27 protein-coding genes are annotated in these 24554 nt (G+C 67.0%); 13 read left to right on the plus strand and 14 right to left on the minus strand.

What is annotated here, in order from left to right:
• Nucleotides 1-94: 94 nt before the first annotated feature.
• The 5 genes from ACZ5Z2_RS02460 to ACZ5Z2_RS02480 form a co-directional block, all read right to left on the minus strand.
• Nucleotides 95-1375, minus strand: a complete 1281-nt coding sequence (locus ACZ5Z2_RS02460; RefSeq protein ID WP_464760393.1) for an EAL and HDOD domain-containing protein — start codon at nt 1373-1375, stop codon at nt 95-97.
• Between the two features lie 99 nt (nt 1376-1474).
• On the minus strand, nt 1475-1921 hold the full coding sequence (locus ACZ5Z2_RS02465; RefSeq protein ID WP_464760394.1) for a flagella synthesis protein FlgN: 447 nt from the start codon (nt 1919-1921) through the stop codon (nt 1475-1477).
• Nucleotides 1918-2241: a flagellar biosynthesis anti-sigma factor FlgM gene (flgM, locus tag ACZ5Z2_RS02470; protein WP_464760395.1), complete on the minus strand. Its 324-nt coding sequence runs from the start codon at nt 2239-2241 to the stop codon at nt 1918-1920. The genes ACZ5Z2_RS02465 and flgM overlap by 4 nt, the downstream gene beginning before the upstream one ends.
• A 100-nt stretch (nt 2242-2341) precedes the next feature.
• Nucleotides 2342-3055 (minus strand): flagellar basal body P-ring formation chaperone FlgA, encoded by a 714-nt coding sequence (gene flgA, locus ACZ5Z2_RS02475; protein WP_464760396.1) that lies wholly within the window; start codon nt 3053-3055, stop codon nt 2342-2344.
• A complete protein-coding gene (locus ACZ5Z2_RS02480) occupies nt 3052-4356 on the minus strand; it encodes a methyl-accepting chemotaxis protein (RefSeq protein ID WP_464760397.1) in 1305 nt (434 codons plus the stop codon). The genes flgA and ACZ5Z2_RS02480 overlap by 4 nt, the downstream gene beginning before the upstream one ends.
• Nucleotides 4357-4549: 193 nt before the next feature.
• Here ACZ5Z2_RS02480 and ACZ5Z2_RS02485 point away from each other — a divergent pair, with 193 nt between their 5' ends.
• The 12 genes from ACZ5Z2_RS02485 (at nt 4550) to flgL (ending at nt 16214) form a co-directional block, all read left to right on the plus strand.
• Nucleotides 4550-5482, plus strand: coding sequence for a chemotaxis protein (locus ACZ5Z2_RS02485; protein ID WP_464760398.1), 933 nt, complete (start codon nt 4550-4552; stop codon nt 5480-5482).
• A gap of 169 nt (nt 5483-5651) precedes the next feature.
• Complete coding sequence (flgB, locus tag ACZ5Z2_RS02490; RefSeq protein ID WP_464760399.1) at nt 5652-6068, plus strand: flagellar basal body rod protein FlgB; 417 nt, start codon at nt 5652-5654, stop codon at nt 6066-6068.
• On the plus strand, nt 6068-6514 hold the full coding sequence (gene flgC, locus ACZ5Z2_RS02495; protein ID WP_464760400.1) for a flagellar basal body rod protein FlgC: 447 nt from the start codon (nt 6068-6070) through the stop codon (nt 6512-6514). Before flgB ends, flgC begins: the two co-directional genes overlap by 1 nt.
• Nucleotides 6515-6524: 10 nt before the next feature.
• On the plus strand, nt 6525-7199 hold the full coding sequence (locus ACZ5Z2_RS02500) for a flagellar hook assembly protein FlgD (RefSeq protein WP_464760401.1): 675 nt from the start codon (nt 6525-6527) through the stop codon (nt 7197-7199).
• A gap of 35 nt (nt 7200-7234) precedes the next feature.
• Nucleotides 7235-8455 carry a flagellar hook protein FlgE gene (gene flgE, locus ACZ5Z2_RS02505; RefSeq protein WP_464760402.1) on the plus strand — a complete coding sequence of 407 codons (1221 nt, stop codon included), beginning with the start codon at nt 7235-7237 and terminating at the stop codon, nt 8453-8455.
• 26 nt (nt 8456-8481) lie between these two features.
• Complete coding sequence (gene flgF, locus ACZ5Z2_RS02510; protein WP_464760403.1) at nt 8482-9222, plus strand: flagellar basal-body rod protein FlgF; 741 nt, start codon at nt 8482-8484, stop codon at nt 9220-9222.
• Between the two features lie 27 nt (nt 9223-9249).
• Nucleotides 9250-10035, plus strand: a complete 786-nt coding sequence (gene flgG / locus ACZ5Z2_RS02515) for a flagellar basal-body rod protein FlgG (RefSeq protein WP_464760404.1) — start codon at nt 9250-9252, stop codon at nt 10033-10035.
• An 83-nt stretch (nt 10036-10118) separates the two neighbouring features.
• Nucleotides 10119-10724 carry a flagellar basal body L-ring protein FlgH gene (flgH, locus tag ACZ5Z2_RS02520; RefSeq protein WP_464761649.1) on the plus strand — a complete coding sequence of 202 codons (606 nt, stop codon included), beginning with the start codon at nt 10119-10121 and terminating at the stop codon, nt 10722-10724.
• Between the two features lie 216 nt (nt 10725-10940).
• Complete coding sequence (locus tag ACZ5Z2_RS02525; protein WP_464760405.1) at nt 10941-12038, plus strand: flagellar basal body P-ring protein FlgI; 1098 nt, start codon at nt 10941-10943, stop codon at nt 12036-12038.
• Between the two features lie 12 nt (nt 12039-12050).
• Nucleotides 12051-13067 carry a flagellar assembly peptidoglycan hydrolase FlgJ gene (gene flgJ, locus ACZ5Z2_RS02530; RefSeq protein WP_464760406.1) on the plus strand — a complete coding sequence of 339 codons (1017 nt, stop codon included), beginning with the start codon at nt 12051-12053 and terminating at the stop codon, nt 13065-13067.
• Nucleotides 13068-13089: 22 nt separating this feature from the next.
• Nucleotides 13090-14982: a flagellar hook-associated protein FlgK gene (flgK, locus tag ACZ5Z2_RS02535; RefSeq protein WP_464760407.1), complete on the plus strand. Its 1893-nt coding sequence runs from the start codon at nt 13090-13092 to the stop codon at nt 14980-14982.
• 14 nt (nt 14983-14996) lie between these two features.
• Entirely contained in the window at nt 14997-16214 is a 1218-nt protein-coding gene (flgL, locus tag ACZ5Z2_RS02540) for a flagellar hook-associated protein FlgL (RefSeq protein ID WP_464760408.1), read from the plus strand.
• Between the two features lie 107 nt (nt 16215-16321).
• On the opposite strand, the gene ACZ5Z2_RS02545 is transcribed toward flgL, so the two are convergent.
• Nucleotides 16322-16459 carry a hypothetical protein gene (locus ACZ5Z2_RS02545; protein WP_464760409.1) on the minus strand — a complete coding sequence of 46 codons (138 nt, stop codon included), beginning with the start codon at nt 16457-16459 and terminating at the stop codon, nt 16322-16324.
• Between ACZ5Z2_RS02545 and ACZ5Z2_RS02550 the strand changes: the two genes are divergently transcribed.
• On the plus strand, nt 16452-17627 hold the full coding sequence (locus ACZ5Z2_RS02550; protein ID WP_464760410.1) for a DegT/DnrJ/EryC1/StrS family aminotransferase: 1176 nt from the start codon (nt 16452-16454) through the stop codon (nt 17625-17627). The two genes, ACZ5Z2_RS02545 and ACZ5Z2_RS02550, sit on opposite strands and share 8 nt — an antisense overlap.
• A 19-nt stretch (nt 17628-17646) precedes the next feature.
• Here ACZ5Z2_RS02550 and ACZ5Z2_RS02555 read toward each other — a convergent pair whose 3' ends face one another.
• Genes ACZ5Z2_RS02555 through ACZ5Z2_RS02590 form a run of 8 tightly spaced genes read right to left on the minus strand, consistent with a single transcriptional unit; the run spans nt 17647 to nt 24219 of the window.
• Nucleotides 17647-18975 (minus strand): FkbM family methyltransferase, encoded by a 1329-nt coding sequence (locus tag ACZ5Z2_RS02555; RefSeq protein ID WP_464760411.1) that lies wholly within the window; start codon nt 18973-18975, stop codon nt 17647-17649.
• Between the two features lie 48 nt (nt 18976-19023).
• Nucleotides 19024-19647: an LbetaH domain-containing protein gene (locus ACZ5Z2_RS02560; protein WP_464760412.1), complete on the minus strand. Its 624-nt coding sequence runs from the start codon at nt 19645-19647 to the stop codon at nt 19024-19026.
• Nucleotides 19637-20782, minus strand: a complete 1146-nt coding sequence (locus ACZ5Z2_RS02565) for an aromatic ring-hydroxylating oxygenase subunit alpha (protein ID WP_464760413.1) — start codon at nt 20780-20782, stop codon at nt 19637-19639. The genes ACZ5Z2_RS02560 and ACZ5Z2_RS02565 overlap by 11 nt, the downstream gene beginning before the upstream one ends.
• A 13-nt stretch (nt 20783-20795) precedes the next feature.
• Nucleotides 20796-21443, minus strand: coding sequence for an acetyltransferase (locus ACZ5Z2_RS02570; RefSeq protein WP_464761650.1), 648 nt, complete (start codon nt 21441-21443; stop codon nt 20796-20798).
• Nucleotides 21440-22192 carry an SDR family NAD(P)-dependent oxidoreductase gene (locus ACZ5Z2_RS02575; RefSeq protein ID WP_464760414.1) on the minus strand — a complete coding sequence of 251 codons (753 nt, stop codon included), beginning with the start codon at nt 22190-22192 and terminating at the stop codon, nt 21440-21442. The genes ACZ5Z2_RS02570 and ACZ5Z2_RS02575 overlap by 4 nt, the downstream gene beginning before the upstream one ends.
• Nucleotides 22189-22950, minus strand: coding sequence for an SDR family NAD(P)-dependent oxidoreductase (locus ACZ5Z2_RS02580; protein WP_464761651.1), 762 nt, complete (start codon nt 22948-22950; stop codon nt 22189-22191). Before ACZ5Z2_RS02580 ends, ACZ5Z2_RS02575 begins: the two co-directional genes overlap by 4 nt.
• A 2-nt stretch (nt 22951-22952) precedes the next feature.
• Nucleotides 22953-23990 (minus strand): ketoacyl-ACP synthase III, encoded by a 1038-nt coding sequence (locus tag ACZ5Z2_RS02585; protein WP_464760415.1) that lies wholly within the window; start codon nt 23988-23990, stop codon nt 22953-22955.
• Between the two features lie 4 nt (nt 23991-23994).
• Complete coding sequence (locus ACZ5Z2_RS02590) at nt 23995-24219, minus strand: acyl carrier protein (protein ID WP_464760416.1); 225 nt, start codon at nt 24217-24219, stop codon at nt 23995-23997.
• Between the last annotated feature and the right edge of the window lie 335 nt (nt 24220-24554).

Here is a 24554-nt window from a genome sequence, read left to right on the forward strand (position 1 = left end):
TCGACACCGCACCATTGCGCGGTGTGCGACGGAATGGCAGAGGATGCCTGCTGTGCCAGCAGGCAGGTGTCGTGATGTCGTGGCGAGTGCAGCTCTACTGCGCGCTTTTTTCGTTGTTTGCGCTGGCGTAGACCTGATCGGCCCATTGCGTGGCATTCAGATAAATGGCGGCGAGGCGCTGGATGCGCTGCGCGGGCACTTGTGCGCTGGTCAGCTCGTTGGCTTCCCAGGCGAGGATCTGCTGCAGGATCGTGGCAAACGGGCCACCGCGTCCGGTCAGTGCGTCACTGATCTCGGGCACCAGGCGCAAGTGGGTCAGCAGGAACTCCATCGGCGCGCACATCAAGGTGTCCAGCAACGAGAACAGGCCGACGGTAAATGCCATTTCGGCGCTGCCGTGCGGCATGCCCTCGGCCAGTTGCTCGCACATGTGGGCACGGATCAGGGCGGCGCGCAGCAGTTCCGGTGGGCGGTCGTCCATGCTGCACATGGCCATGGTGTCGACCCAGTTGCGCATGCGGGTGACGCCGAAGAAGATCGCGGCCTGCTGCACCGACTTCAGCTGCCGCGGTAGTGCGAAATAGGCCGAGTTGACGCAGCTCAGCAGCTTGTAGCTGAGTACGGCATCGTCGCGGACGATGTTGCCGAGCTCGACCGGGCCGGGGTTGCTTTCGTGCAACACGCCCATCAGGCGCAGCATGCTCAGGCGATTGGCGGTCAGCACGGGAACTTCGACCGGCTGCGGCACCAGCAGGTAACGCCCTTGCACGGCCTCGATCGGCAGCGTCAGGCAACGTTCGTAGGTGGCGTTGTCGTCGACATGCCCGGCCACCACGTTGAGGCCGCGATTGTGCAACTGGGCGACACGCTGGGCGAGCACTTCCGGAGACAAGCGGCTGGCGTCCAATCGCACCAGCTGCACCATCTGCAGAAGCATTTCCAGCGGCTGGCTGTTGCCGAAATCCTGTTCGCCCAAATCAAGGATGAACTGACAGCCGCGTTGGGCCATGGATTGCAGGCGCTGCATCAGCGCCGCATCGTTGGCGACGTGCGGCTGCAGCACCACGCCCAGGCGGGGCTGGTGCAGCAGCACGTCGGCATCTTCCGGCAGCAGTTCGGCCGGCAGGTTCAGGAAGGCGCGATTGCCGCGGACGAGGCGTGTCAGGGCGCCGTCGGTGATCATCCCCAGCACGCTTTGCAGCAGGCTATGGTCGTCGCCGCTTTCGCGCGGGAACAGGATTTCGTAGGCGTACAGTTCGCGTTCGCGGTTGAGCAGCGGCACGCGCAGAACCGGCAGCGGCGGTGTAGCGTCCTCGTAGAGGCTGGATTTGCGGGTGGCGGTATCGGGGGCGGTGGGAGTGGAGGAGGAACTCATGATCGATCCGGCATCGCATTTGGCGGTTGTGCGAGCCGCGGCCAACGGCGCGCTGGAAAAGCCTCCGCTCGCGCGGATGGCAGTGATTTCAATTCGACATCATGCCGCCGCAAGCGGGCGTGAACGCGGGCTGGCATGCAGCTCGCCGCTGCGATCGTAGAGCCCGTTGCCGCCGTCTGCGCCGGTTAGCAAAGCCAAGGCTTGCCGCACCGAATGCAGGCGCTGGCCTACGATACCGCCGTTGCGCTGGTTGAGCTGCTGGCAGTGCCGCAGCGACTGTTCGATGGCGAGCCATGCCGAATCCGGCGTAGCTTCGGCTGGCGATTGTTGCTGGATCAACAGGCGACGCTCCGCATCCAGCTGTTCGAGCTGCTGCATGAGCGCCTGTTTGCGCGCGCCGGCGTGGTCGAGCGCCTCGATGTCGCCGTTGCCCACGGCGGCATGCTCGGCCTCGAGCACCTGCGCGAGCAGATCCAGCGCCAAGCGCATGTCGCCCTGTATCGTTGCGAGGGCTTCGGCACACTCCTGGCGCAGCGGCGAACTCATGCCCGGCTCGGGCCACCCAGCTGACGTTCCATGGAAATCAGGCCGTCGGCGATGCGGCCGGCGTCGATCTTGTAGCTGCCGTTGGCCAAGGCGTTCTGCACGCGCTGCACGCGCTGCGTGTCGATGGCGCTGGAGTCGGTGGTGCGTGCGGCTTCCTGCAGGGCCTTGGCCGAGTCGGTCAGCTTGAGCTGGTCGTCGGACTTGGCGGCGGGCGCGCTGGAGCCGGCAGCGGAGGAAGAGTCCGTGGCCTGGTTGCCGCCAGTCTGGCCGGGAGCCTGTTGGAGCTTCGGCAAGCCGTTGTTGGAAATGGTCGTGTTCATGCGTCCGTTCTCATGAATGATTGGCCCTGTGAGTAGGGCATCGGCCCGATGCGCGGAAACTTTAGGGGCTGTGAATGAAATGTGGAAGCGGTGGCCGGTTTCATGGCAGAGCCTGCACCACGCCGGGGGCGTGAACCATGGCGTCGACCACCCTGCCCGAGCTTTCGTTGCGCACGCGCAGGCGGGCGCCGTTGTCGCCGCTGCCCAGCGCGATGCCGTCGGCGCGCACCACGATGCCGTCCATGCTGGCCACCACCACCACGTGGTCGCCGGCGCGCACCATGTTCCGGCCACCGAGTGCGGCCGGAGTGACCACGCTGCCACTGGGCAGGTCGCGGGCGAGGGTGCGTCCTTCCGCCTGTCCGAGGTTGTCGAGGTAACCGTAGCCCAGCCGGGTCACGTCGCGTTGTTCGACATGCACGTCGGCCGGGCGCAAGCCGTCGCCACGCATCAGCGGACGGCTGGTGACCAGCACCGGGCGGTACAGCTGCATTTGTACCTGCACGCGGATCGTCCAGCCGCCGGCCTGTGGGCATTGCACGGGCACGCTGAGGTTGGGGGCGGGGCGTATGGCATCGCTCAGCATGGCGCGCGGCGGCAGAGCGCAAGGCGCGAGGTGCAGGCGCGGATCGAGCGGCAAGGCCTTGGCCTCCACGCGGCTGCCCGGCAGGCCGAAACGGGCCAGCACGGCCTGTCTGGCGGCGGCGAGCGTGGCATCGGCGGCCGGCTCGGCAGCGAGGCCGGCGCCCGACCACGCCAGGATGAGCCCCGCAAGGGCGAGCAGACGGCTGATGCTGGCGCGGGCCGGCTTCACGCGTCCGCCAGCAGCTTGTCGAGTTGCGCCAGCAGGGCGTCGCGGGCGGCTTCGATCTGCGGCGACAGCGTCGCAGCCTGGTCGGCTTCGCCGTTGCACAGCTGCGCGATGAAACGGCTGCCCAGTTCGCACAGCTGTTCGCCGGCCGCGACGAGGCCGCTGGCCGCCGGCTTTCCTGCGCTCAGCGCGCCCAGCCGCTCGACGCTGGCGCGGATCGCATGGGTATCGAACCAGCGCCGATCCAGCGCGGCCGGTTCCAGCAGCGCCAGCTCGGCCGCCTGGCGCAGGTTGAGCGAGGCTTCGCGCAAGGTCAGGCTGAGGCTGCCCGTGTCCTTGCCGCTGATGCCTTCCAGCCAGTCCAAGCTCAGCCGATGCGAGAGCAGGGCGGCGCGCTGCAGCGAGTCGGACTGGCGCCGCGCTTCGCCGGCGCGGCGCTGCAAGGCACCGAGGGCGGATTGCACGTTGGTGGCGCGCGCGTGCTGGGCGTCGTGGTTCTGCTGCAGCTTCTGCACGCGATCCGTGGCGTTGCGCAAGGCCTGGCTGCCGGATTCCAGCGTGCTGCCCGATTGCGCGGCACCGGCCTGGGCGCGTTCCAACTGCTGCAGGCTGTGCTGCACGTCGCCATCCAGCTGGGTGGAGAAGTCGCCGATGGAAACGGTGACGCTTTCGATTTCCGCCGTGGTGAGCGCGGTCTTTTCCGCCAGTTGTTTGACCTCGTCCGCGACCACGGCGAAGCCGCGGCCCGCCTCGCCGGCGCGCGCGGCCTCGATGGCCGCGTTCAGCGCGACCAGGTTGGTCTGGTGGGCGATTTCCTGCACCGAGGAGGTGAGCTTGCGGATCTGCTCCACCTGCTCGGCCAGCTTGCTCTGGTTGCGGTTCATGGCCGCCAGCGCGCTGCGCAGCAGCCGCAGCTGGCCGTCGAGTTCGCTGACCGAACTACCTCCGCTCTGGCTGGCCTTGCTGGCCTGCTCCAGTTCGGCGCCGACCTGCTGCAGGGCCGTCGAGATGCTGGCGCTGCCTTCCGTCAAGCGATCGACGCTGCTGCGGCCCTCGACGGCGGCCTTGTCCAGCGCCGCCTGTTCGCGCGCGAGCTGCTGCACGGCGTTCAAGACCAGGCTCTGCTGCTCCACGGACTGCAGCGCCACGGTGGCCGGCGGCCGATTGGCGACGCGGGCCAGCAGCGGTGCCAGCGTTTGTGCGACGCGCGGGTGTGCCCGGCGCAGCGCGGCAAGCCGGGTGTCGTCGCCGGCGGCGGCGGCTTCCACCAAGGGGGCGAGGTGCTGATTCCAGATCAGGCTCATGGGATGGACGTCACCTTGTGTAAGTGGGCGGTGGGCGATAGCAGAGGACTGCATCGTCCAAAACCGCCTGGGCTTGAGAAAGCAATCCACGTGCCACCGGCGAAAGCCGCCGATCGAGCTCAAGCGGCCCGCGGCGTGGCCGATAGCCTGCGCGTACGGCCGCTGTGCCGGCAAGTCATCGCGAGGAGTCCGCATGGGCGGCACGTTGCTGGAAAAGGTGGAGCAGCATACCCGGCTGGCCGGCCACAACCGCGTGGCCATGCTGCTGTTCCGGCTCGGCGATGCGCAACTGTTCGGCATCAATGTGTTCAAGGTGCGCGAGGTGATGCGCCGCCCGCCGCTGGAACGCATGATGGGCATCCACGAGTTGCTGGCCGGCAGTTGCGACTACCGCGGGCAGACCATCCCGGTGATCGACCTGGCCGCCGCGCTGGGTTATCCGCCGCTGCGCGACGAGCCATCGGCACATTTGATGGTCACCGAATTCAGCCGTTCGGTGCAGGGTTTCCTGGTCGCCGACCTGCAGCGCATGGTGCAGTGCGACGGCGAAAAGATGGCGGAGCCGCCGGCGGTGCTGGGCTTCGGCAACAAGGTCAACGCGGTGACCCGCCTGGATGGCGCCTTGCTGGCGGTGGTCGACGTGGAGCAGGTGCTGGCCAGCATCGACTCGGCGCCGGCCGACCTTTCCGTGCAGATGCAGCGCCTTGCCGACGCGCGCCAGTTGTCGCCGCGCCGGGTGATGGTGGTGGACGACTCGCTGATCGCGCGCCGCCGCCTGGTGGCGCTGTTCAAGCAGATGAGCATCGAGTGCGTGGTGGCGAAGGACGGCCGCGAGGCGCTGGACAAGCTGCGCAAGCTGGCCGCCGGCGATCCGGACGAAGGCGTGAAGCTGGTGGTGTCCGACATCGAGATGCCGAAGCTGGACGGCTACGCGCTGACCCGCGCCATCCGCGAGGCGCCGGAGCTGTGCCGGCTTAAGGTGGTGCTGCACAGCTCGCTCAGCGGCGGCTTCAACGAGGCGATGGTCAAGGAAGTGAAGGCCGACGCCTTTGTCGCCAAGTTCCAGCCCGACCTGCTGGCGCAAGCCGTGTTCGAGCTGCTGCCGGTGGATACGGCGGCCGGCTGACGCCCTGAAAGCGCCGCCGCAGGCGCGTCAACAAATCGACTTCTCCAGGGTGCCGCCGTGGCGACGCCGCGGCGAAAATCCTGCCAGCCCAGTCGTGGCAAGGGCTTCGGCCTAGTGGCATGCAACTTGCCTTCTGCTCCGTGCGGCCAATGCACGCGGAGCAGACCGAATGAATCCCGTTCCCCAAAACCTGTTCGGCATCCACACCCAGGCGCTGGAGCTGTGGCAGCGCCGCGCCGACGTGCTGGCCAACAACCTGGCCAATGCCGACACCCCCGGCTATCTCGCGCGCGACATCGACTTCCGCAAGGCGCTGGCCGCGGCCAGCGGCGGCAGCGATGGCGGCAAGCTGGCGCTGGAGGCGCCCACGCGGGGGCAGATCGGCGACGGCACGAGTCCCGGGCAGGGCGGCGCGACGCTGGAATACCGCGTGCCGACGCAGCCCAGCATGGACGGCAACACCGTGAACACCCAGGTCGAGCAGGCCGACTTCGCCGCCAACAGCGTGCACTACCAAGCCAGCCTCTCCTTCATCACGGCGCAGATCCACATGCTGCGCACCGCCATCACCGGAGGCCAAAGCTGATGTCCTCGCTCTTTTCCATCTTCAACGTGGCCGGCTCCGGCATGGCCGCCCAGTCGCTGCGGCTCAACACCGTGGCCAGCAACCTCGCCAATGCGGACAGCGTGTCCTCCACGCCGGAAGGCGCCTATCACGCGCGCGAGCCGCTGTTCGCCGCCGTGCACAGGCGGCAGTCCGCGCTGCTCGGCGACGGCAGCGACAGCGCCGATGCCGATGCCAGCGAAGGCGTGCAGGTGCTCGGCATCACCGAAAGCCAGGAGGCGATTCCCGTGCGCTACGAGCCGGGCAACCCGCTGGCGAATGCCGACGGCTACGTCTACGGCAGCAACGTCAACCCGGTGGATGCGCTGGTCAACATGATCTCGGCGTCGCGTTCGTACCAGAACAACGTCGAGGTGATGAACACCGCCAAGCAGCTGATGACCAAGACCTTGACCCTGGGCCAGTGAGTTTCCCGCCATGACCGCGATCAACACCACCGCCAACACTTCGAACACCAGCAGCGCCTCGGGCGCGACCGGCAACGTGCTCGGCAATTCGATGAGCCAGGCCGACTTCCTGCAATTGCTTACCGCCCAGTTGCAGGCGCAGGATCCCACCAACCCGATGGACAACACGCAGTTCGTGTCGCAGCTGGCGCAGTTCAGCCAGCTGGCTTCCACGCAGGATCTCGACAGCACCGTCAACAGCCTCTCCGGCCAGGTTTCCAGCGCCATGCAGACCTCGCAGGTGCTCGGCTCGGTCGGCCTGGTGGGACGCAGCGTGCTGGTGCCGTCAGACAGCCTCAGCTACGCCGGCAGCACCATGAGCGGCGCGGTGGGCGTCACCAGCGCTTCTTCCGACGTACAGCTCGTCGTCACGGACAGCAGCGGCAAGAAGGTGCGCACGATCGACCTGGGCGCGCAGCCGGCCGGCCTGGCCAACTACAGCTGGGACGGCAAGGACGACAGCGGCAACACGGTGCCGACCGGCACCTACAGCATCGCGGCCGCCGACCAGGGGGGCAACGCGCTCTCCACCTATGTCGGCGGCACGGTAAGCGGCGTGGGCTACGGCGGCACCAGCGTGGGCACGTACGTGCAGGTGAACGGCGTGGGCGGCGTGCCGCTCGGTTCGATCGCGCAGATCAATTGATCGACGACGACAACTCTTCCAGCGAGGAACGAAACATGGCTCTCAATCAAGCGCTCAGCGGCCTGAACGGCGCGCAGTCCGATCTCAACGTGATCGCCAACAACATCGCCAACGCCAACACCACCGGCTTCAAGGGCTCGCGCGCGGAGTTCGCGGACATCTACGCGGTGACCGGCATCAACCTCAGCGCCACCGCGGTGGGCAGCGGCACGCGCCTCACCGACGTGGCGCAGCAGTTCGCGCAGGGCGACATCCAGACCACCGGCAACAGCCTGGATCTGGCGATCAGCGGCAACGGCTTCTTCGTGGTCAACACCGGCAACGGCTACGCCTACACACGCGCCGGCGCGTTCCACCAGGATCCGTCGGGCAACGTGGTCAACGAGGACGGCGACGCGTTGCAGGTCTATCCCTACAGCGCCGCCAGCAACACGTTCGACAGCAGCACGCTGACGCCGCTGAACCTGGTCACCGCGCAAAGCTCGGCCAAGCCCTCCACCACGGCGGTGATCTCGTCCAACCTGCCGGCCGATGCCACCGTGCCGACGCTGGCCTTCGATCCCACCAACCCGGCCACCTTCAACCAGTCGGCCACGTTCACCGTGTACGACAGCCTGGGCTCGTCGCACCAGGCCACGGCGTACTACGTGAAGACCGGCAACAACACCTGGAACGTGAACCTGTACGTGGACGGCAACAACGCCGGCACCCAGGCGCTGACCTTCGACAGCAGCGGCGCGCTGACCACGCCGGCCAACGGCATCGTCACCTTCAACCCGGTGAACTACGGCAACGGCGCCAATCCGCAGACGCTGTCGATCAACTTCGCCAAGAGCACGCAGTACGGCACCGGCTATGCCGCCGGCACCATCAGCCAGGACGGCTACACCGCCGGCGCGCTGTCCTCGATCGACATCGACAGCGCGGGCATCGTCACCGCCAACTACTCCAACGGCCAGAGCAGCAAGATCGGCCAGCTGGCGATGGCCAACTTCCAGAACCTGCAGGGCCTGCGCCAGCTCGGCAGCGCCAGCTGGATGGCCAGCACCGATTCCGGCACTGCGGTGATGGGCACGGCCGCCAGTGGCCAGTACGGCACCATCCAGTCCGGCGCGCTGGAGGAATCCAACACCAGCGACACCACCGCGCAGCTGGTGGACATGATCCAGGCGCAGCGCGACTACCAGGCCAACGCGCAGGTGCTGTCCACCGACAACACGCTGGCCACCACGCTGTTCAACGCCGTGTCGCGGTAAGCGGAAAGCCGCCGAGGTAAGCCGTCATGGATCGTTCCCTCTACGTCGCGATGACCGGTGCCACGCAGGTGATGCGGGCCCAGGACGTGGTGAGCCACAACCTGGCCAACGCCAGCACCACCGGCTTCAAGAGCGAGCTGGATGCGTTCCAGAGCCTGCCGGTGCTGGGGCCGGGCCAGCCCAGCCGCATCAACGCGGTGGCGTACGGCCTCGGCCGCGACGAAAGCCAGGGGCCGATGCAGCACACCGGGCGCGCGCTGGACGTGGCGGTGCGCGGCCCGGGCTGGATCGCGGTGCAGGCGCCGGACGGCAGCGAGGCCTACACGCGCGCCGGCAACCTGCAGCTCACCGCCGACGGCACGCTCACCGACGCCGAGGGCGATCCGGTGATCGGCAGCGGCGGCCCGATCACTATTCCCGACAGCGCGAACATCGTGATCGGCGGCGACGGCACCATCTCCACGGTGCCGCTGGGGCAGGGGCCGAACACGCTCACCCAGGTGGATCGCATCAAGCTGGTCAACCCGAACCCCACGCAGCTTTCCAAGGGCTCGGACGGCCTGCTGCACCTGGCCGGCGGCGACACCGCCGACGCCGACGACACCGTGCTGCTGGCGCCGCAGACGCTGGAAGGCAGCAACGTCAATCCTTCGGCCGAGCTGGTGCGCATGATCGCGCTGTCGCGCCAGTACGACCTGCAGGTGCGCTCGATCAAGACCGCCGAAGACGACGCCGACTCCAGCCTCAAGCTGCTGCAGGCGAGCTAACCCGAACAACCTCAGCGGAGCTTTCCCATGTTTTCCTCACTCTGGATCGCCAAGACCGGGCTCGATGCGCAGCAGACGAACCTGGACGCCATCTCCAACAACCTGGCCAACGCCAGCACCACCGGCTACAAGTCGTCGCGCCCGGAGTTCCAGGATCTGATGTACCAGAACCTGGGCCAGCCCGGCGCGCAGACCACCGAGCAGACGCAGTCGCCGGCCGGTTTGCTGATGGGCACCGGCGTGCGCGTGGTAGCCAACGAGAAGATGTTCACCCAGGGCGCGATCAGCCAGACCGGCAACGCGCTGGACGTGGCCATCCAGGGCCGCGGCTTCCTGCAGGTGACCATGCCCGACGGCACCACCGCCTACACCCGCGACGGCTCGCTGCACCAGGACGCCAACGGCCAGATCGTGACCGCCGACGGCTACCCGCTCGAACCGGCGATCACCCTGCCGCAGGGCGCGCAGAGCATCACCATCGGCACCGACGGCACGATCAGCGCCACCGTGCCGGGGCAGGCCGCGCCGCAGCAGGTGGGCACGCTGCAACTGGCCGACTTCATCAACCCGGCCGGCCTGCAGTCCATGGGCCAGAACCTGTACCTGGAAACCGCCTCCAGCGGCACGCCGCAAACCGGCCAGGCCGGGCTGAACGGCCTGGGCACCCTGCTGCAGGGCTCGCTGGAATCGTCCAACGTCAACGTGGTCGAGGCGATGGTGGACATGATCCAGACCCAGCGCACTTACGAGATGAACTCCAAGGCCATCAGCGCCGCGGACGACATGCTGCAGACCATCACCAACAAGACCTGAGGCACGCCGTCGTGCGCATCATCGCCATCCTCCCCAACCTCGCCATCGCGCTCGCGCTGGTCGTGCTGCCCGGCTGCGCCGTCATGCAGAAACAGGCGCGCGACGACGCGATGTGGGCCGCCACGCCGCCGGTGGTGCCCGCCGCCGCGCCGCCGGCCGACGGCGCGATCTACCACGACGCACAGAGCATGGAGCTGTTCGCCGACCCGCGCGCGCACCGCATGGGCGACATCCTCACCATCGTGCTGGAGGAGAACACCCAGGCGGTGAAGAAGTCCACCACCAGCACCAGCAAGACCGACAAGGACGCCATCGGCGCGCCCTCGCTGCTCGGCCACACCTTCAACAAGGCCGGCGTTGGCATCAACAGCGCCCGCAGCTTCGACGGCGGCGGTTCCAGCAGCCAGAGCAACCAGCTCACCGGCAACATCACCGTCACCGTGGTGCAGCGCCTGGCCAACGGCAACCTGATGGTGCGTGGCGAGAAGTGGCTCACCATCAACCAGGGCCAGGAGCTCGTGCGCATCGCCGGCATCGTGCGCCCGCAGGACATCGGCCAGGACAACACCGTGCCCTCCACGCGCGTCGCCGACGCCAAGATCTCCTACACCGGCCGCGGCTCGCTGGCCGACGCCAACACGCAAGGCTGGCTGTCGCGCTTCTTCAACTCCAAGTGGATGCCCTTCTAAATGAAACTCCACGGGCCCATGACATTGCAGGCTGCCGTAAGGCACGAGCGGGCGAACCCGCACACCGCGTTCGCCCCCTCTCCCCTCCGGGGAGAGGGTTGGGGAGAGGGGACACCCTCGCGAAATGCCGCTTTGACTTTCATCAAGCGTCGCCTGTCCAACCTCTTCCGCAAGACCCGCTCCTCACCCCGGCCCTCTCCCCGGCGGGGAGAGGGAGTGAAGCTCGTGGCTGCCCTCGCGCTGGCCACCCTGCTCGCCACCCCTGCCCATGCCGACAAGATCCGCGACCTCGCCTCGGTGGGCGGCGTGCGCTCCAACCAGCTGATCGGCTATGGCCTGGTGGTGGGCCTGGACGGCTCCGGCGACCAGACCACGCAGGCGCCGTTCGCCACGCAAAGCCTGGAGAACATGCTGCAGCAGTTCGGCATCAACGTGCCGGCCAGCGTGCGCCCGCAGCTGAAGAACGCCGCCGCGGTGACCATCACCGCCGACCTGCCGCCGTTCGCCAAGCCGGGCCAGACCATCGACGTCACGGTGGCCTCGATCGGCAACGCCAAGAGCCTCCGCGGCGGCGAGCTGCTGATGTCGCCGCTGCGCGGCGCCGACGGCAACGTCTACGCGATGGCGCAGGGCAGCGTGGTGGTGGGCGGCATCAGCGCGCAGGGCAAGAGCGGCTCCAAGGTGGAGAAGAACATCTCCGCCAGCGGGCGCATCCCCAACGGCGCCACGGTGGAGCGCAGCGTGGCTTCCTCGTTCGCGTCCAGCGACGACCTGCGGCTCAACCTCAACACGCCGGACTTCACCACCGTCTCGCGCATCGTGGACGCGATCAACCACACCTACGGCACGGGCACCGCGCACGCGGTGGACGGCGGCACGGTGGACGTGCGCGTGCCGCTGGATCCCACGCAGAAGGTGGCCTGGCTGGGCGCCATCGAGAGCCTGGACGTGACGCCGGGCTCCCCGCCGGCCCGCGTGGTGGTGAACTCGCGCACCGGCACCGTGGTGATCGGCTCGGATGTGCGCGTCTCCGCCGCAGCGGTGGCGCACGGCGCCATTTCCGTCACCATCGGCGAGCAGCCGCTGGTCAGCCAGCCGGCGCCGTTCAGCAAGGGCCAGACCGCGGTGGTGCCCTCCAGCAACGTGCAGATCAGCGAAGAGGGCGGCCACATGTTCAAGTTCGGCCCCGGCGTGAGCCTGGACACCATCGTGCGCGCGGTGAACCAGGTGGGCGCCTCGCCCAGCGACCTGATCTCCATCCTGCAGGCGCTGAAGCAGGCCGGTGCGTTGCATGCCGACCTGGTGGTCATCTAGCGGGCGACCGACGTGACTGACGCCGCCCTGTCCGCCAACGTCTCGCTGAACACCTGGACCGATCTGTCCGGGTTCGACCAGCTGCGTGCGCAGGCGCAGCAGGACGGCAAGGCGGCCTTGCCCGCGGTGGCGAAGCAGTTCGAGGCGCTGTTCACCCAGATGATGCTGAAGTCCATGCGCGAGGCCAGCGACAGCCTGGGCAACGCGCTGGGCGACAGCGATGCCGGCAAGGCCTATCGCGACCTGTACGACCAGCAGCTTTCGGTGACCCTGTCCCAGGGCAAGGGCCTGGGCATCGCCCAGATGCTGATACGCCAGCTGGGTGGCCAGGCCGCGCCGACGTCCAGCGCCGGCACGCCGATCGGCGGCCTCGGTTCGCCCGCGGCGACAGCCGGTGAGGACGACACCGACGGCATCGGCGATCCCACCCAGCTGCCGGCCACCGCCGACCAGTTCCAGCGCCGCCTCGCCAACGTGGTCGAGGCCGGCCGTGAAGTGGGCCGCAGCGCGATGAAATGGTTGCCGCAGGACGCGCAGGAATTCGTGCGCGCGCTGGCGCCCTACGCCGAGGCCGCCGCGCAGAAGCTGGGCCTGTCGGTGCGCACCGTGCTGGCCCAGGCCGCGCTGGAAACCCAGTGGGGCAAGCACATGCCGCGCGCGGCGGACGGCTCCACCAGCTTCAACCTGTTCGGCATCAAGGCCGGCGGCAACTGGGACGGCCAGAAGGTCAGCGTGCCCACGCTGGAGTACGAGAACGGCGTGGCGGTACGCCGGCACGCGCAGTTCCGCGCCTACGACTCGCCGGCGCAGTCGTTCAAGGATTATGCCAACCTGATCGCCAGCGACCCGCGCTACGCCGGCGTGCGCGGCCACGGCGACGACGTGCACGGCTTCGCCAATGCCCTGGTGCGCGGCGGCTACGCCACCGATCCGGGCTATGCGGCCAAGATCGCCGCCATCGCCGCCAGCCCGCAGATGCGCGAGGCGCTGGCGGCCCTCAAGAATCCGGCCGACCTGCCGAACCCATAGGCGTTACCCAGAGGTTTAGGCCATGTCAAGCCTGCTCAACATCGGCATTTCGGGACTCAACGCCGCCCAGATCGGCCTCAAAGTCACCGGCAACAACATTGCCAATGCCGGCACGGACGGCTACAGCCAGCAAAGCGTGGTGCAGGTGGATCAGGTGGGCCAGAACGCCGGCCGCTACACCATGGGCACCGGCGTGGACGTGACTTCGGTGCAGCGCGCCTACAGCCAGTACCTCACGCAAACGGTGTGGGGCACCTACAGCTCGATGCAGGGGGCCAGCACCACCAACGACCTGAACACCACGCTGAACAGCCTGCTGAAGAACGGCGGCGACCTGCAGTCCTCGCTGGACGATTTCTACGGCGCCTTCAACAACGTGGCCAACGCGCCGCAGGATTCGTCCGTGCGGCAGGCGCTGCTGGGCAGCGCATCCAGCCTGGTACAGACCTTCAACACCCTCGGCCAGCAGCTCGACCAGCAGCGCCAGCAGATCAACACGCAGGTTTCCGACACCGTCGGCGACATCAATTCGCTGGTCAAGCAGATCGCCGCGCTCAACACCAGCATCAGCCAGGCCGGCGCCACCCAGCCCAACGCCCTGCTCGACCAGCGCGACGGCCTGGTCAAGCAACTGGCCGGCGACACCGGCATCTCCGTGGCCGCGCAGCCCGACGGCACGCTGAGCGTCTACAGCACCTCCGGCCAGACGCTGGTGAGCGGCAGCTATTCCTACGGCTTCCAGGTAGGCAGCAGCCCCTACGACAGCGGCACCACCGACGTGCTCAACGCCAGCGGCACCGACATCACGGCCAGCCTTTCCGGCGGCACGTTGGGCGCGCTGTTGTCGTACCGGACGAATACGCTCGATCCGGCGCAGAACCAGCTGGGCCGCACCGCGCTGGCGATGGCGCAGGGCGTCAACGACCAGCAGGCCAAGGGCCTGAACCTCACCGGCGCGCAGGGCCAGCCGATCTTCGTGGTGCCGTATCCGAGCGTGGCCGCGCTGAAGGCCAACCTGGGCAGCGCCTCGGTGAGCGCCAACATCAGCGATCTCTCGGCGCTGACCAACGACAACTACACGCTCACCTACACCGGCAGCAGCACCGCGCCCTCGGTGAACGGCTGGCAGCTCAACACCGCCAGCGGCAGCGCCGTGGCGCTGACCGCCAATTCCAACGGGACGCTGTCGGCCAATGGCCTCACGTTTACCGTATCCGGCAGCGCGCAGGTTGGCGACAGTTTCCAGATCAAGCCCACCCAGAACGTGGCCAGCAGCCTGGCGCTGGCCACCGACGATCCGTCGGCCATCGCCGCGGCGTCGGCGCTGCAGGGCACGGCCGCCACCGCCAATACGGGCGGCGCCACGGTCAGTTCGGTGGACGTGACCGACAGTACCGACGCCAACCTGTTCGCGGGCGCCACGGTCACGTTCGGCGCGGGCGGCAGCTATTCCGTCACCGACGGCGCGGGCAACACCAGCACCGGCACGTACGCCAGCGGCTCGCCGATCCAGTTCGACGGCTGGAGCCTGAACCTGAGCGGCACGCCCGCCAACGGCGACAGCTTCACCGTGGCGCAGAACAGCAGCGGCCTCAACGACAACGGCAACGCGCTGGATCTCGCCGGACTGGTCGACGTGGGCGTGCTCGACGGCGGCCGCACCACCGTGGTGGGAGGCTACGCCAACTTGACCAACCAGGTCGGCGTGGCCGGCAGCATGGCGGCCAGCAACCTCACCACCCAGGCCGGCCTCTACAACCAGGCGACCAGCACCCAGCAGAGCCTGGCCGGCGTCAACCTGGATCAGGAGGCGGCCAACCTCATCAAGTACCAGCAGGCCTACCAGGCGTCCGCGCAGGTGATCTCCACCTCGCAGACCATCTTCGCCAGCCTGATCACCGCCATCCAGGCCTGACCGAGGGCAGCCCCGTGATCCGCATTTCCACCAGTTGGATGTACCAGCAGTCGCTCTCCAACATACTCACCCAGCAGGGAGCGGTCGCCGCCTCGCAGAACGAGGTGAGCAGCGGCCAGCGCATCAACTTGCCTTCCGACGACCCGGGCGGCGCCACGGAGGTGGTGTCGCTCAACCATGTGCTGGCCAACGCCGCGCAGTACACCGCCAACATCAACGATGCCAATGCGCGGCTCTCCACCGAGAGCAATACGCTCGACTCCTTCAACTCGCTGCTGAACCAGGCGCGATCGATGGCGATCCAGGGCATCAACGGCACGCTGTCGACCGCGGATCGGCAGGACATGGCCGCGCAGCTCACCCAGATCCGCGCGCAACTGGTGCAACTGGCCAACACCCGCGACGCCAACAACGACGCGCTGTTCGCCGGCACCAGCACCACCACCACGCCGTTCGTGCTCAACAGCGACGGCTCGGTGACCTACAACGGCAACAGCGACAACCAGATGACCGCCATCGGCAGCGGCCTGCGCCTCCCCAATAGCGACGAGGGCGCCGGGCTGTTCATGAACATCCCGACCGGCAACGGCTCGTTCGACGCCAGCGCGGCGGCGGGCAACACCGGTACCTTGCTGGTGGGCGCCAACAGCGTCACCAACACCAGCGCCTGGAGCGCGGCCACCGCGTCCGGGCCGGTGAACTACACGATCACGTTCGACGCCGCCGGCAACTGGACGGCCACCGACGCCAACAACGGCAACGCCACGGTGGCCACCGGCTCCTACCAGAACGGCGGCAGCATCAGTTTCAACGGCATGAGCATCGCCCTGAGCGGCACGCCCGCCGCCGGCGACACGGTGAGCGTGCACTCTGGCCAGACCCAGGACGTGTTCGCCACCATGACCAACATGATCAACGCGCTGAACGACTCGGGCAGCAACAACGCGCAGCTCAGCAATACGCTGAGCCGGCAGATCGAGTCGCTCGACCAGGCGCAAAACCAGGTTTCCGCCACCCAGACCGACGTGGGCGGCCGCCTGAACCGCCTCACCCAGCAGCAGAGCAACTACAGCAACCTCACGCTGACCTACCAGACCGTGCTCTCCGGCGTGCAGGACACCGACATGGCCAGCGCCATCAGCCAGCTCTCGCTGCAATCCACCGCCCTGCAGGCTTCCATGCAGACCTTCGCGAAGGTGCAGGGCATGAGCCTGTTCAACTACATCCAGTAGCCGCTCCAATACGTATCCGTTCCAGAGCAAACCGCCCGTGGCGCTGCCAGGGCGGTTTGCTTTTGCGCGCGTCCAATCCGGCGGCGTTCATTGGCGCGGTATGTGCTTCATGGCACGGGCGGGTTCGCGACGGCGGCCTGCTGCAGGTATTCCGATAGCAGGACGCCGGCAATTTGACGCACCATCCGCGCCAGTTCGACCACGAATCCATCACGGAAGTCGTTGCCGGAATCGACCATGCCCACCAAGTCCATCCGCAGCAAGGCCGACCTCGCCATCCATGGCGCACCGCCTGCGTTCACCGAAGCCTTGCACGTGGGTCGCCCCAACATCTGTGACCGTGAGGGGTTCCTCCGGCGCATGGAGCAGGTGCTGGACAACCAGTGGCTGACCAACAACGGCCCGATGGTGCAGGAGTTCGAACAACGCATCGCCGAACGTCTCGGAGTAAAGCACTGCGTGGCGATGTGCAACGGCACCATCGCGCTGGAAATCGCGATACGCGCGCTGGGCTTTTCCGGCGAGGTGATCGTGCCTTCGTGGACGTTCGTCGCCACCGCGCACGCCTTGTACTGGCAGGACATCACGCCGGTGTTCGCCGACATCGACCCGGCCACGCACAACCTCGATCCTGATGCCGTGCGGCGCATGATCACGCCGCGCACCACCGGCATCATCGGCGTGCACCTGTGGGGGCGCGCCGCGCCGGTGGACGCGCTGCAGGCGATCGCGGACGAACACGGGCTGGGCCTGATGTTCGACGCCGCGCACGCCTTCGACAGCACGTATCGCGGACAGCCCATCGGTCGCTTCGGCCGCTGCGCGGTATTCAGCTTCCACGCCACCAAGGCGTTCAACGCGATGGAGGGTGGTGCGGTCACCACCGACGACGACGAGCTGGCCGAAGCCATGCGCCTGATGCGCAACTTCGGCTTCGCCGGCTACGACAACGTGATCCACCCCGGCACCAACGGCAAGATGGTCGAGGCCTGCGCCGCGATGGGGCTGAGCAACCTCGGAGGTTTCGACGAGGTTGTGGCGGCCAATCGGCGCAATCATGCGGCTTACCGCGAAGCACTGGCCGGCATCCCCGGCATCGCGCTGCTGGATTACGACCCGGGCGAACGCAACAGCTACCACTACATGGTGGTGGAGGTGGACGAATGCTGTGCAGCCTCCCGCGACGAGATCGTTGCGGCGCTGCACGCCGAAAACGTGCTGGCCCGCAAATACTTCTGGCCCGGTTGCCACCGCATGCGGCCGTACTGCGATTTGCCTGCGCGTGAAGGCCAGGCGCTGGCGCAGACCGATATGGTCGCGGGCAAGGTCATCGTGTTGCCCAATGGGTCGTCGGTGAGCGGTGCTGACATCCGCGCGGTGGGCGAGGTGTTTTCCGTGCTCGCGCGCAGATGAGGGCCGGCGCTGTCAGCCCTCACCTGCAATACATCACCATGGCGTCCGGGCAAAACGGGTTGTGCTGGCGGAAGCCAAGCCGGTAGCCGTGTCCAGTCTCGAGCACGAAATCGAGCAGCGTCTCCAGGTCTTCCGGCTTGTGGTACATCGAGATCGCCATCTTCGGGCGGTTGCGCGCAATGGTTTCACTTGCGCCGTGCAAGGCGTTGAGTTCCGATCCCTCGATTTCGAGCTTGATGAAAGTGGCGTCGCGATCCGTGGCCGTGTCGATCGCGGTCACCGGTACCCGTACGGACATCGCCGATTGCTGTTGCTCGTCGAGGAGGTGGTCGGCGATTCCGGCGGCAATGATGTGGGCGGACGTCGGGTTGCCGATCAGGTTCAGCCTGACGGAGTCCATTTGCGCCTCTGCCGTGCATGGATTGAACAGCAGCGTCGTTTCGGAATCCCACAGGCCCTTCTCGTGCAGGCTGACTTTCGAGTGCAGGGACGCCAGGTAACTCGCCTGCAGGTCCGACAGAAGCTTACGGATCAGGCGGTTGTTCTCGCTTGACGGCTCGAAGGTGTGGATGTGCTTGAACCTTCCGTCCACGGCGCGCAGGAACCACGCCAACGAATCCCCGGTGGATGCGCCACCGTCCACGTAGACCTCGCTATCCGAGAATTGGAAGAACCTGCGGTTCGTTTCGTACGAATTCCAGGAAAAGCGATCTGTGTTGTAGCCCGTGGCGCAGGCGACGAGGAAGAACGGGTTCAGCGTGAGGCGGTAGAGCAGGACGCAGAGCCAGGTGATGCGCGACCACGGATCGTCGAGCCGGTTGCGCGCCTCTACGAGCTTGTCGAAGCGATCCAGCGTACGGTCGAAAAACTCCTCGCCGTACCAGAAGAAGCGCCCGATCTCGCCGTTCCTGCTTATTCCACAGGCGCTGAGCAGGTGCAGGAACTGCAGGGGCTTCAGCAACTGCAACCCCCACTGGGCGGCAAGTTTGACGAAGTGCTGGTAGCCGGTGGGGCCCGAAACCAGCACGATCGAGACGATGCTGTCGTCGCCGCGGGCCAATTCGATCCATGCGTCGGAATCGATGACATCCACACCAAAGAGCCGTTCTCCGCCGCGGCCCGTGACCACGTCGTCCACGATGGCAACGACATTGGCGTGCTTGGCCAGCACGCGGATTTCCGGGCGGCATTGCGCGCCGCAAACGATGAATTTCTTTTCCTTCAGGACGTCTGCGGGATGGGTCGTCATCCACGCAGGCCACTTCACGCCTTCAGTCTGGAGGGAGGTGTGCAGTTCCACCAGTTGCCTGAGCAGAACCTCTTCGGACAAGTCGGGGTAAAAAGTCACGGGCAGCCTCCGCCGTAGTCGTCGGGTCGTGTGGTTTCGCTGGGCGGATCAATCCCCGTAGACGTGGATTGGCTCCGGGTAACGGGTGTCGAATACCGTTCGCGAGGCGATGTCTCCCTCGTAGAGTCGGGGCCAGCCCAGCTCGCAGTGCCGTCCGACCTTGGTATGCGGTGCGACGATGGCACCCATGCGCAGGATGCAGTGCGCGCCGATCTCCGCGCCGTCACCCACCATCACACCGGTTTCCAGCCAGCAGGAGGAGCGCAAATGCACGTTCGCGCCCAGCCTGGCGCCATCGCGGACGACGGCGTTGAAGTCGATGCGGCAGCCGATGCCCATCACCACTCCCTCGCCGACGAAGGCGTTGGGGCCGATGGTTGCGTCCGGCGGTACGATGGCGGACGGCGCGACGAAAGGCTCCAGCTTGAAGCCGCGCGCCATTGCGGACTGCATCAGCTCCATGCGTTTGAAGTTGCCGAAGCGCTCGTCGAAGGCCACGAACATCGTGCCCTGTGAAGGGTCGAGCGCGTCCAGCACGTGCAGGTCGAAGCTGTAGTCGTCGCCAGGCAGCAGTTCGATCCGCTGCACGCTTTCCTGCGGAAACATGCGCGTCCAGGTGCTGACGACCTGTTCGAGGCAGATGCCGCCGCCCACCACCCACCTAGATTTCATGGTCGCCCTCCATCAGCGTGGTGTACCAGCGCTCGACCAGGCGGTTCTGGAATTCGTAGGCGCCTTGCGTGGGCAGAGGGGCATGCTCGTGCAGTGCGGCCTGCACCCGTTCCATGATGTCGATGTCCTCGCCCGTCACCAGCCGGCTGCCGTGCATGTGCGACAGAAGGCTCCAGCTCGAAAACGCATACGGCTTCTTCTTGCGCGCGGTGAACCAGTAGATTTCAAGATCGGTGCGGTCGGGCGCGATCGGAATGTGGTGCTCCAGCGTGAAGGAGTAGCCGCCGTTCGGGCTGGCGATATGCATGTTCGGAAAGGCCAGCCAGTTGAAGTAGGCGTCCTGATCCCCCCAGCGTTCGACCATGTCGTGGAACGGCAGGCGTTTCGGATGCGGCAGCGGCGCCTCGGCGGCGGCCATGCTGAAGCGCTTCATCTCGGATCGCATCGCCGCGGGGCTGGTGTCCGCCAGGGGTTGCAGGCCTTCTGCGGCCTGTTCCGTGTTGACGACAGGATAGAAACTCACGTCCTGGGCCAGGCTGTTGCGGTGCACGTAGTGCGGATGGTTGGCGTCGCGCAGGTTCTCGTAGGCCAGCTTCCAGTTGAACCTGCAGTGGAAGGTGGTGAGCATCACCTCGCCGTCGTAGAGGTTCGAGCTGCTTTCCAGCATGTCGATGACATGGGGCGGGAATTGATCCTCGATCGGGAACGGGTGCTCGTCCATGTTGATGAAGAGCACGTTGCCGATGGCGTGCAGGGCGAACTGGTGCAACTTCATCTTCCGCTGCTCGGACTGGCTGATCAGGTAGGTGCTGCGACAGTCGGGGATGTTCTTCACCTCGCCGTGCTCGCCGTACAGCCAGGCGTGGTAGGGGCAGGCCAGCGGGCGGCAGCCCGCGACGCCATGCTGGATCAGCGCGTTGCGATGCAGGCAGACGTTCTCGAAGGCGCGGATTTCGCCGTCGAAGTTCTGGATGACGACCGGAATGCCGCAGATCCTCCGGGTGATGAAGGCGTTGTGCTTCGGCAGCATCGTCTTCAGCCCGGCGAACAGCCAGACCTTGCGGAAAATCTTCGCCTGCTCGCGCTCGAAGATGTCCTGCGACAGGTAGTACTTCGGATGCATCCTCGAACGCATGGCCGTCCGTCCCTCACTCGCCCTTCTGGAAAATGACCTTGGCCGGATTGCCGAACACGGTGGCGCCGGCGGGCACGTCCTTCAGCACGACGGAACCGGCCCCAACCACGGCGTTGTCGCCGACGGCCACGCCGGGCAGGATCGTCGCGCGCGGGTGCACGACGGCGAAGTCGCCGATGCGCACGCCGCCGCCCATGAACACCTGCGCGCCGACGTGCGCGTACCGGCCGATATGCACGTCGTGCCCCAGCATGCTCAATGCCTGGATGTTGGCGAAGTCGCCGATATGCACGTCCGGGCCGGCATGCACCCAATGTCCCAGCAGGCAGCCCTGTCCGATTTGCACGCGCGAACTCAGGAAGGATTGCGTGTGGATCGAGATGAACATGCCGCCCCTGTCGAGCAGCGGCCGGGTGTACTTGAGGCGTTCGTGCGGATCGCCCAGGGCGCAGACGAACACGTCGCCGGGCTGCGGCACGTAGGTCATCGGATCGCCGACGATGGGCACGCCCACGTCGTAGCCGTCGAGGATGTGCGCGCGGCTGTCGAGGAAGCCGTCGACGACCCAGTGCACCTCGTGCCCGGCGTCGTCGTGCGTCATCTGGTGCAGCACCTCTCGCCCCCAGCCGCCCGCGCCGATGATGAGCACGCGCTGCATCAGAGCACCGCCCCGCCGTCCATGACCAGGCTGGTGCCGGTCACCCAGCGGCTGGCGTCGCACAGCAGGTAGACCGCGCCGTTGGCGACGTCCTGCGGCGTGCCCAGCCCCAGCGGGTGGCGCGCGCGCTCCTTCTTCAGCGGCTCGTTCTGCTCGTTGTCGTCGCCCCAGAGCCGGGGCGTGGGAATCACTGACGGCGAAATGCCGTTGACGCGCACCTTGCGGGGAGCCAGTTCGATGGCGAGGCAGCGGATGATGCCGAGCAGCGCGGATTTCATCGCCGAGTAGGGCCCCACGCCGCGCGTGCCGATGTGCGCCGAAGTGGACAGCATGAACACGATGGAGCCCTGCTTCGCGATGGCATTGGCCTGCAACAGGCGCTGGGTCAGCATCACCGGGGCGAGGAAATGGGTCTGGTACATCGCCGTCATCAAGGCTTCCCTGAGCTGGCGGATGGGCGAAAGCATCTGCCCGCCGAAGCACAGCACCAGGCCGTCGATGTCCGTGACGGCCTGCGCAAGGCGTTCGCGGTCTTCGGCGCAAGTCAGGTCGGCTACCACCTGTACGTGTCCCATGCCGGCCAGTTGGTCGAGCGTTTCCTGCAGGCGCGCGGCATGGCGGCCGGTGACGACCAGCCGCGCGCCGCGCTGCGCGCAGGTGAGGGCGATCTGCCGCCCCAGGCCGGACGAGGCGCCGGTCACCAGGATGGTCTTGCCGGCCAGCGAGAATGCCTTGTGCGCGGGATTGCTCATGCGTAGATGTCCATCGGCACGGTCAATCCGCCATCGACGATGAAGTAGTTGCGCGTGATCCAGCGGCTGGCGTCGGAGAGGTAGAACACGGTGGCGTAGGCGACATCTTCCGGTTCGCCCAGGCCGAGTGGCGTCAGTTTCGCGTGTTCGTCGATGCTGCCGCCGCCCTGGTTCAGGCTGTCCAGCATCGGCGTGCGCACGTAACCCGGTGCAATGCAGTTGGCGCGGATGCCCTGTTTGACCACTTCCAGCGCCAGCGTGCGCATGGCGCCGAGCAGCGCCGCCTTGCTGGCCGAGTACGCGCCGGTGGCCAGCGGGCCGACATGCGAAGCCAGTGCCGAGATGAACAGGATCGAGCCGTTGGCGGCGATGCGCTTTTTCGCCAGCAAAGCCTTGCTCAGCAGCATCGGCGCGTAGACGTTGCTGGAAAACATCTCGTCCAGCTGCGTGCGCGAGATCATCCGGAACGGTACGAGCCTGGAAATGCCGGCGGCGTGCACCAGCCCGTCGACGACGCCGGCTTCGCCGGCGAGGCGGTCGATGTCTTCCTGCCGGGACAGATCCGCTGCGACGGCGGCATGGCCTTCGCCCTCCAGCTCGGCCAGCGTCGCCGCCAGCCGCTCGCCGTTGCGTCCGCTGACGACGAGCTGCGCGCCCATCTGCGCGCAGGCGATGGCGACCTGCCGGCCGATGCCGGAGGAGGCGCCGGTGACCAGGACGCGCTTGCCCTCCAGCGAGAACGGATCCGCGGCGTCCACGCTCACGCCTCGATCAGTTCGGGAAAGACGCCGGACTCGATGTCGACGATGGCCGTGCCCCAGGACAGGCCGATGCCGAAGCCGCACAGCAGCAGGCGGTGCCTGCCCTGCGCGAGGGTGTCGCGCAGGCGCGCCGTCATCGTCACCGGCAGCGATGCGCCGCTGGTGTTGCCGAAATCGTGCAGCGTGCTCGGCACCTTCTCTTCCGGCAGGCGGAGCTTCTTGCGGATGGTTTCGTTGATCATCCGGTTGGCCTGGTGGAAGACGAAATAGTCGATCTCGTCCTTGTCCATGCCGACGTGGTCGAGCAGTTTCTCCACCGCCGGCGGCACGCGCTGGGTGGAGAAGCTCAGCACGGCCGGGCCGTCCAGGATCAGATCCATCGCGCTGCGCCAGTAGCCGCCCTCGTCGCGGTGCGCGATGAGGTGGTTGATCGACACCGGCTCGCGCTGGCCGCCCACGGGCAGCATGATGGCCCGGTAGCCGCTGCCGTCGCTGTTCAGGTCGAAGTGCATCGGCGGCGCACCGGCGTCGAATTCCAGCGCCGTCGCCGTGCCCGCGTCGGAGAACAGCGGATCCTTCTCCTGGCCGGCGCGGTCGCCGCACAGCAGCAGGCCTTTCTTGATGGCGCCCGCGGCGATCATGCTGCCGAGCAGGTGCAGCCCGAACGGGTAGCCGGAGCAACCCAGGTTGACGTCGAAGGCGATCGTGGTCTGCGGCAACTGCAGGCGATCCTGCAGGATGATCGCCGTGGCCGGGATCAGGTAGTCCGGCGACTGGCTGACGACGATCAGCGCATCGACGTCGGCTTTGTCCCACTTCAGTTCGGCCAGCAGCTTTTCCGTGGCCTCGAAGGCCAGGTCGGAAAAAGCCTGCCAGTTCGGGCACAGGCGGCGCGTGTAGATGCCGATGTTGCGGGTCAGGCGTTCGCGCTCCGAGCGGATCTTGGGCGGCGCGTCGTCGATGTTGTGGAACACCCGCTTCGGCACGCAGGTGGCCATGCCGGCGAAGCGCACGTTGCGCAGAGTGGACTGGCTCATGGCCTTACCCCGCCAGGGCGTACACGTCGCCGACCGTTGCGCATTTCTCCAGGTCGGGGCCGACGATGACCTTGCCGTATTCGGTGTCGAACAACACGATCGTCGCCAGCGCGGAAAGCGAATCCCATTCCGGCAGGTCGGCCAGCTTGGTGTCGGGGGTGACTTCGACGGGGTTCTGGAAATCGACGGCGTCGAGGAACTGCCCGATGAACTCTTCGATGGTGACCATGGTTTTGCTGTGCCCCTGTGGTGGAATTTCCGATGGAAGCTGCAATTTTCCGGCCAACCGCATGCGACGGCCTGCATGGCTGCGTCCAGCCGTATGTGTCGTGGCGGACGATCCCGAAACGCTGTTACGCAGTCTTGCATTGCCCCGTGTTGGTGGTCAAAAAACCGTCGCCGATTTTGCCTGTCATCCCGGCGCAGGCCGGGATCCAGCGACGATCATGCCCGGTCACGCCTCATGGTCACTGGATGACTCGCTGCGCTCGCCCCTTCGGGGCCGCCCTGCGGGCGTTCTGCGCGCGAAGCGCTTGTCCGGCCTGCGCAGGGATGACGAGCAAG

The organism is Rhodanobacter sp. G1 (assembly GCF_055397855.1).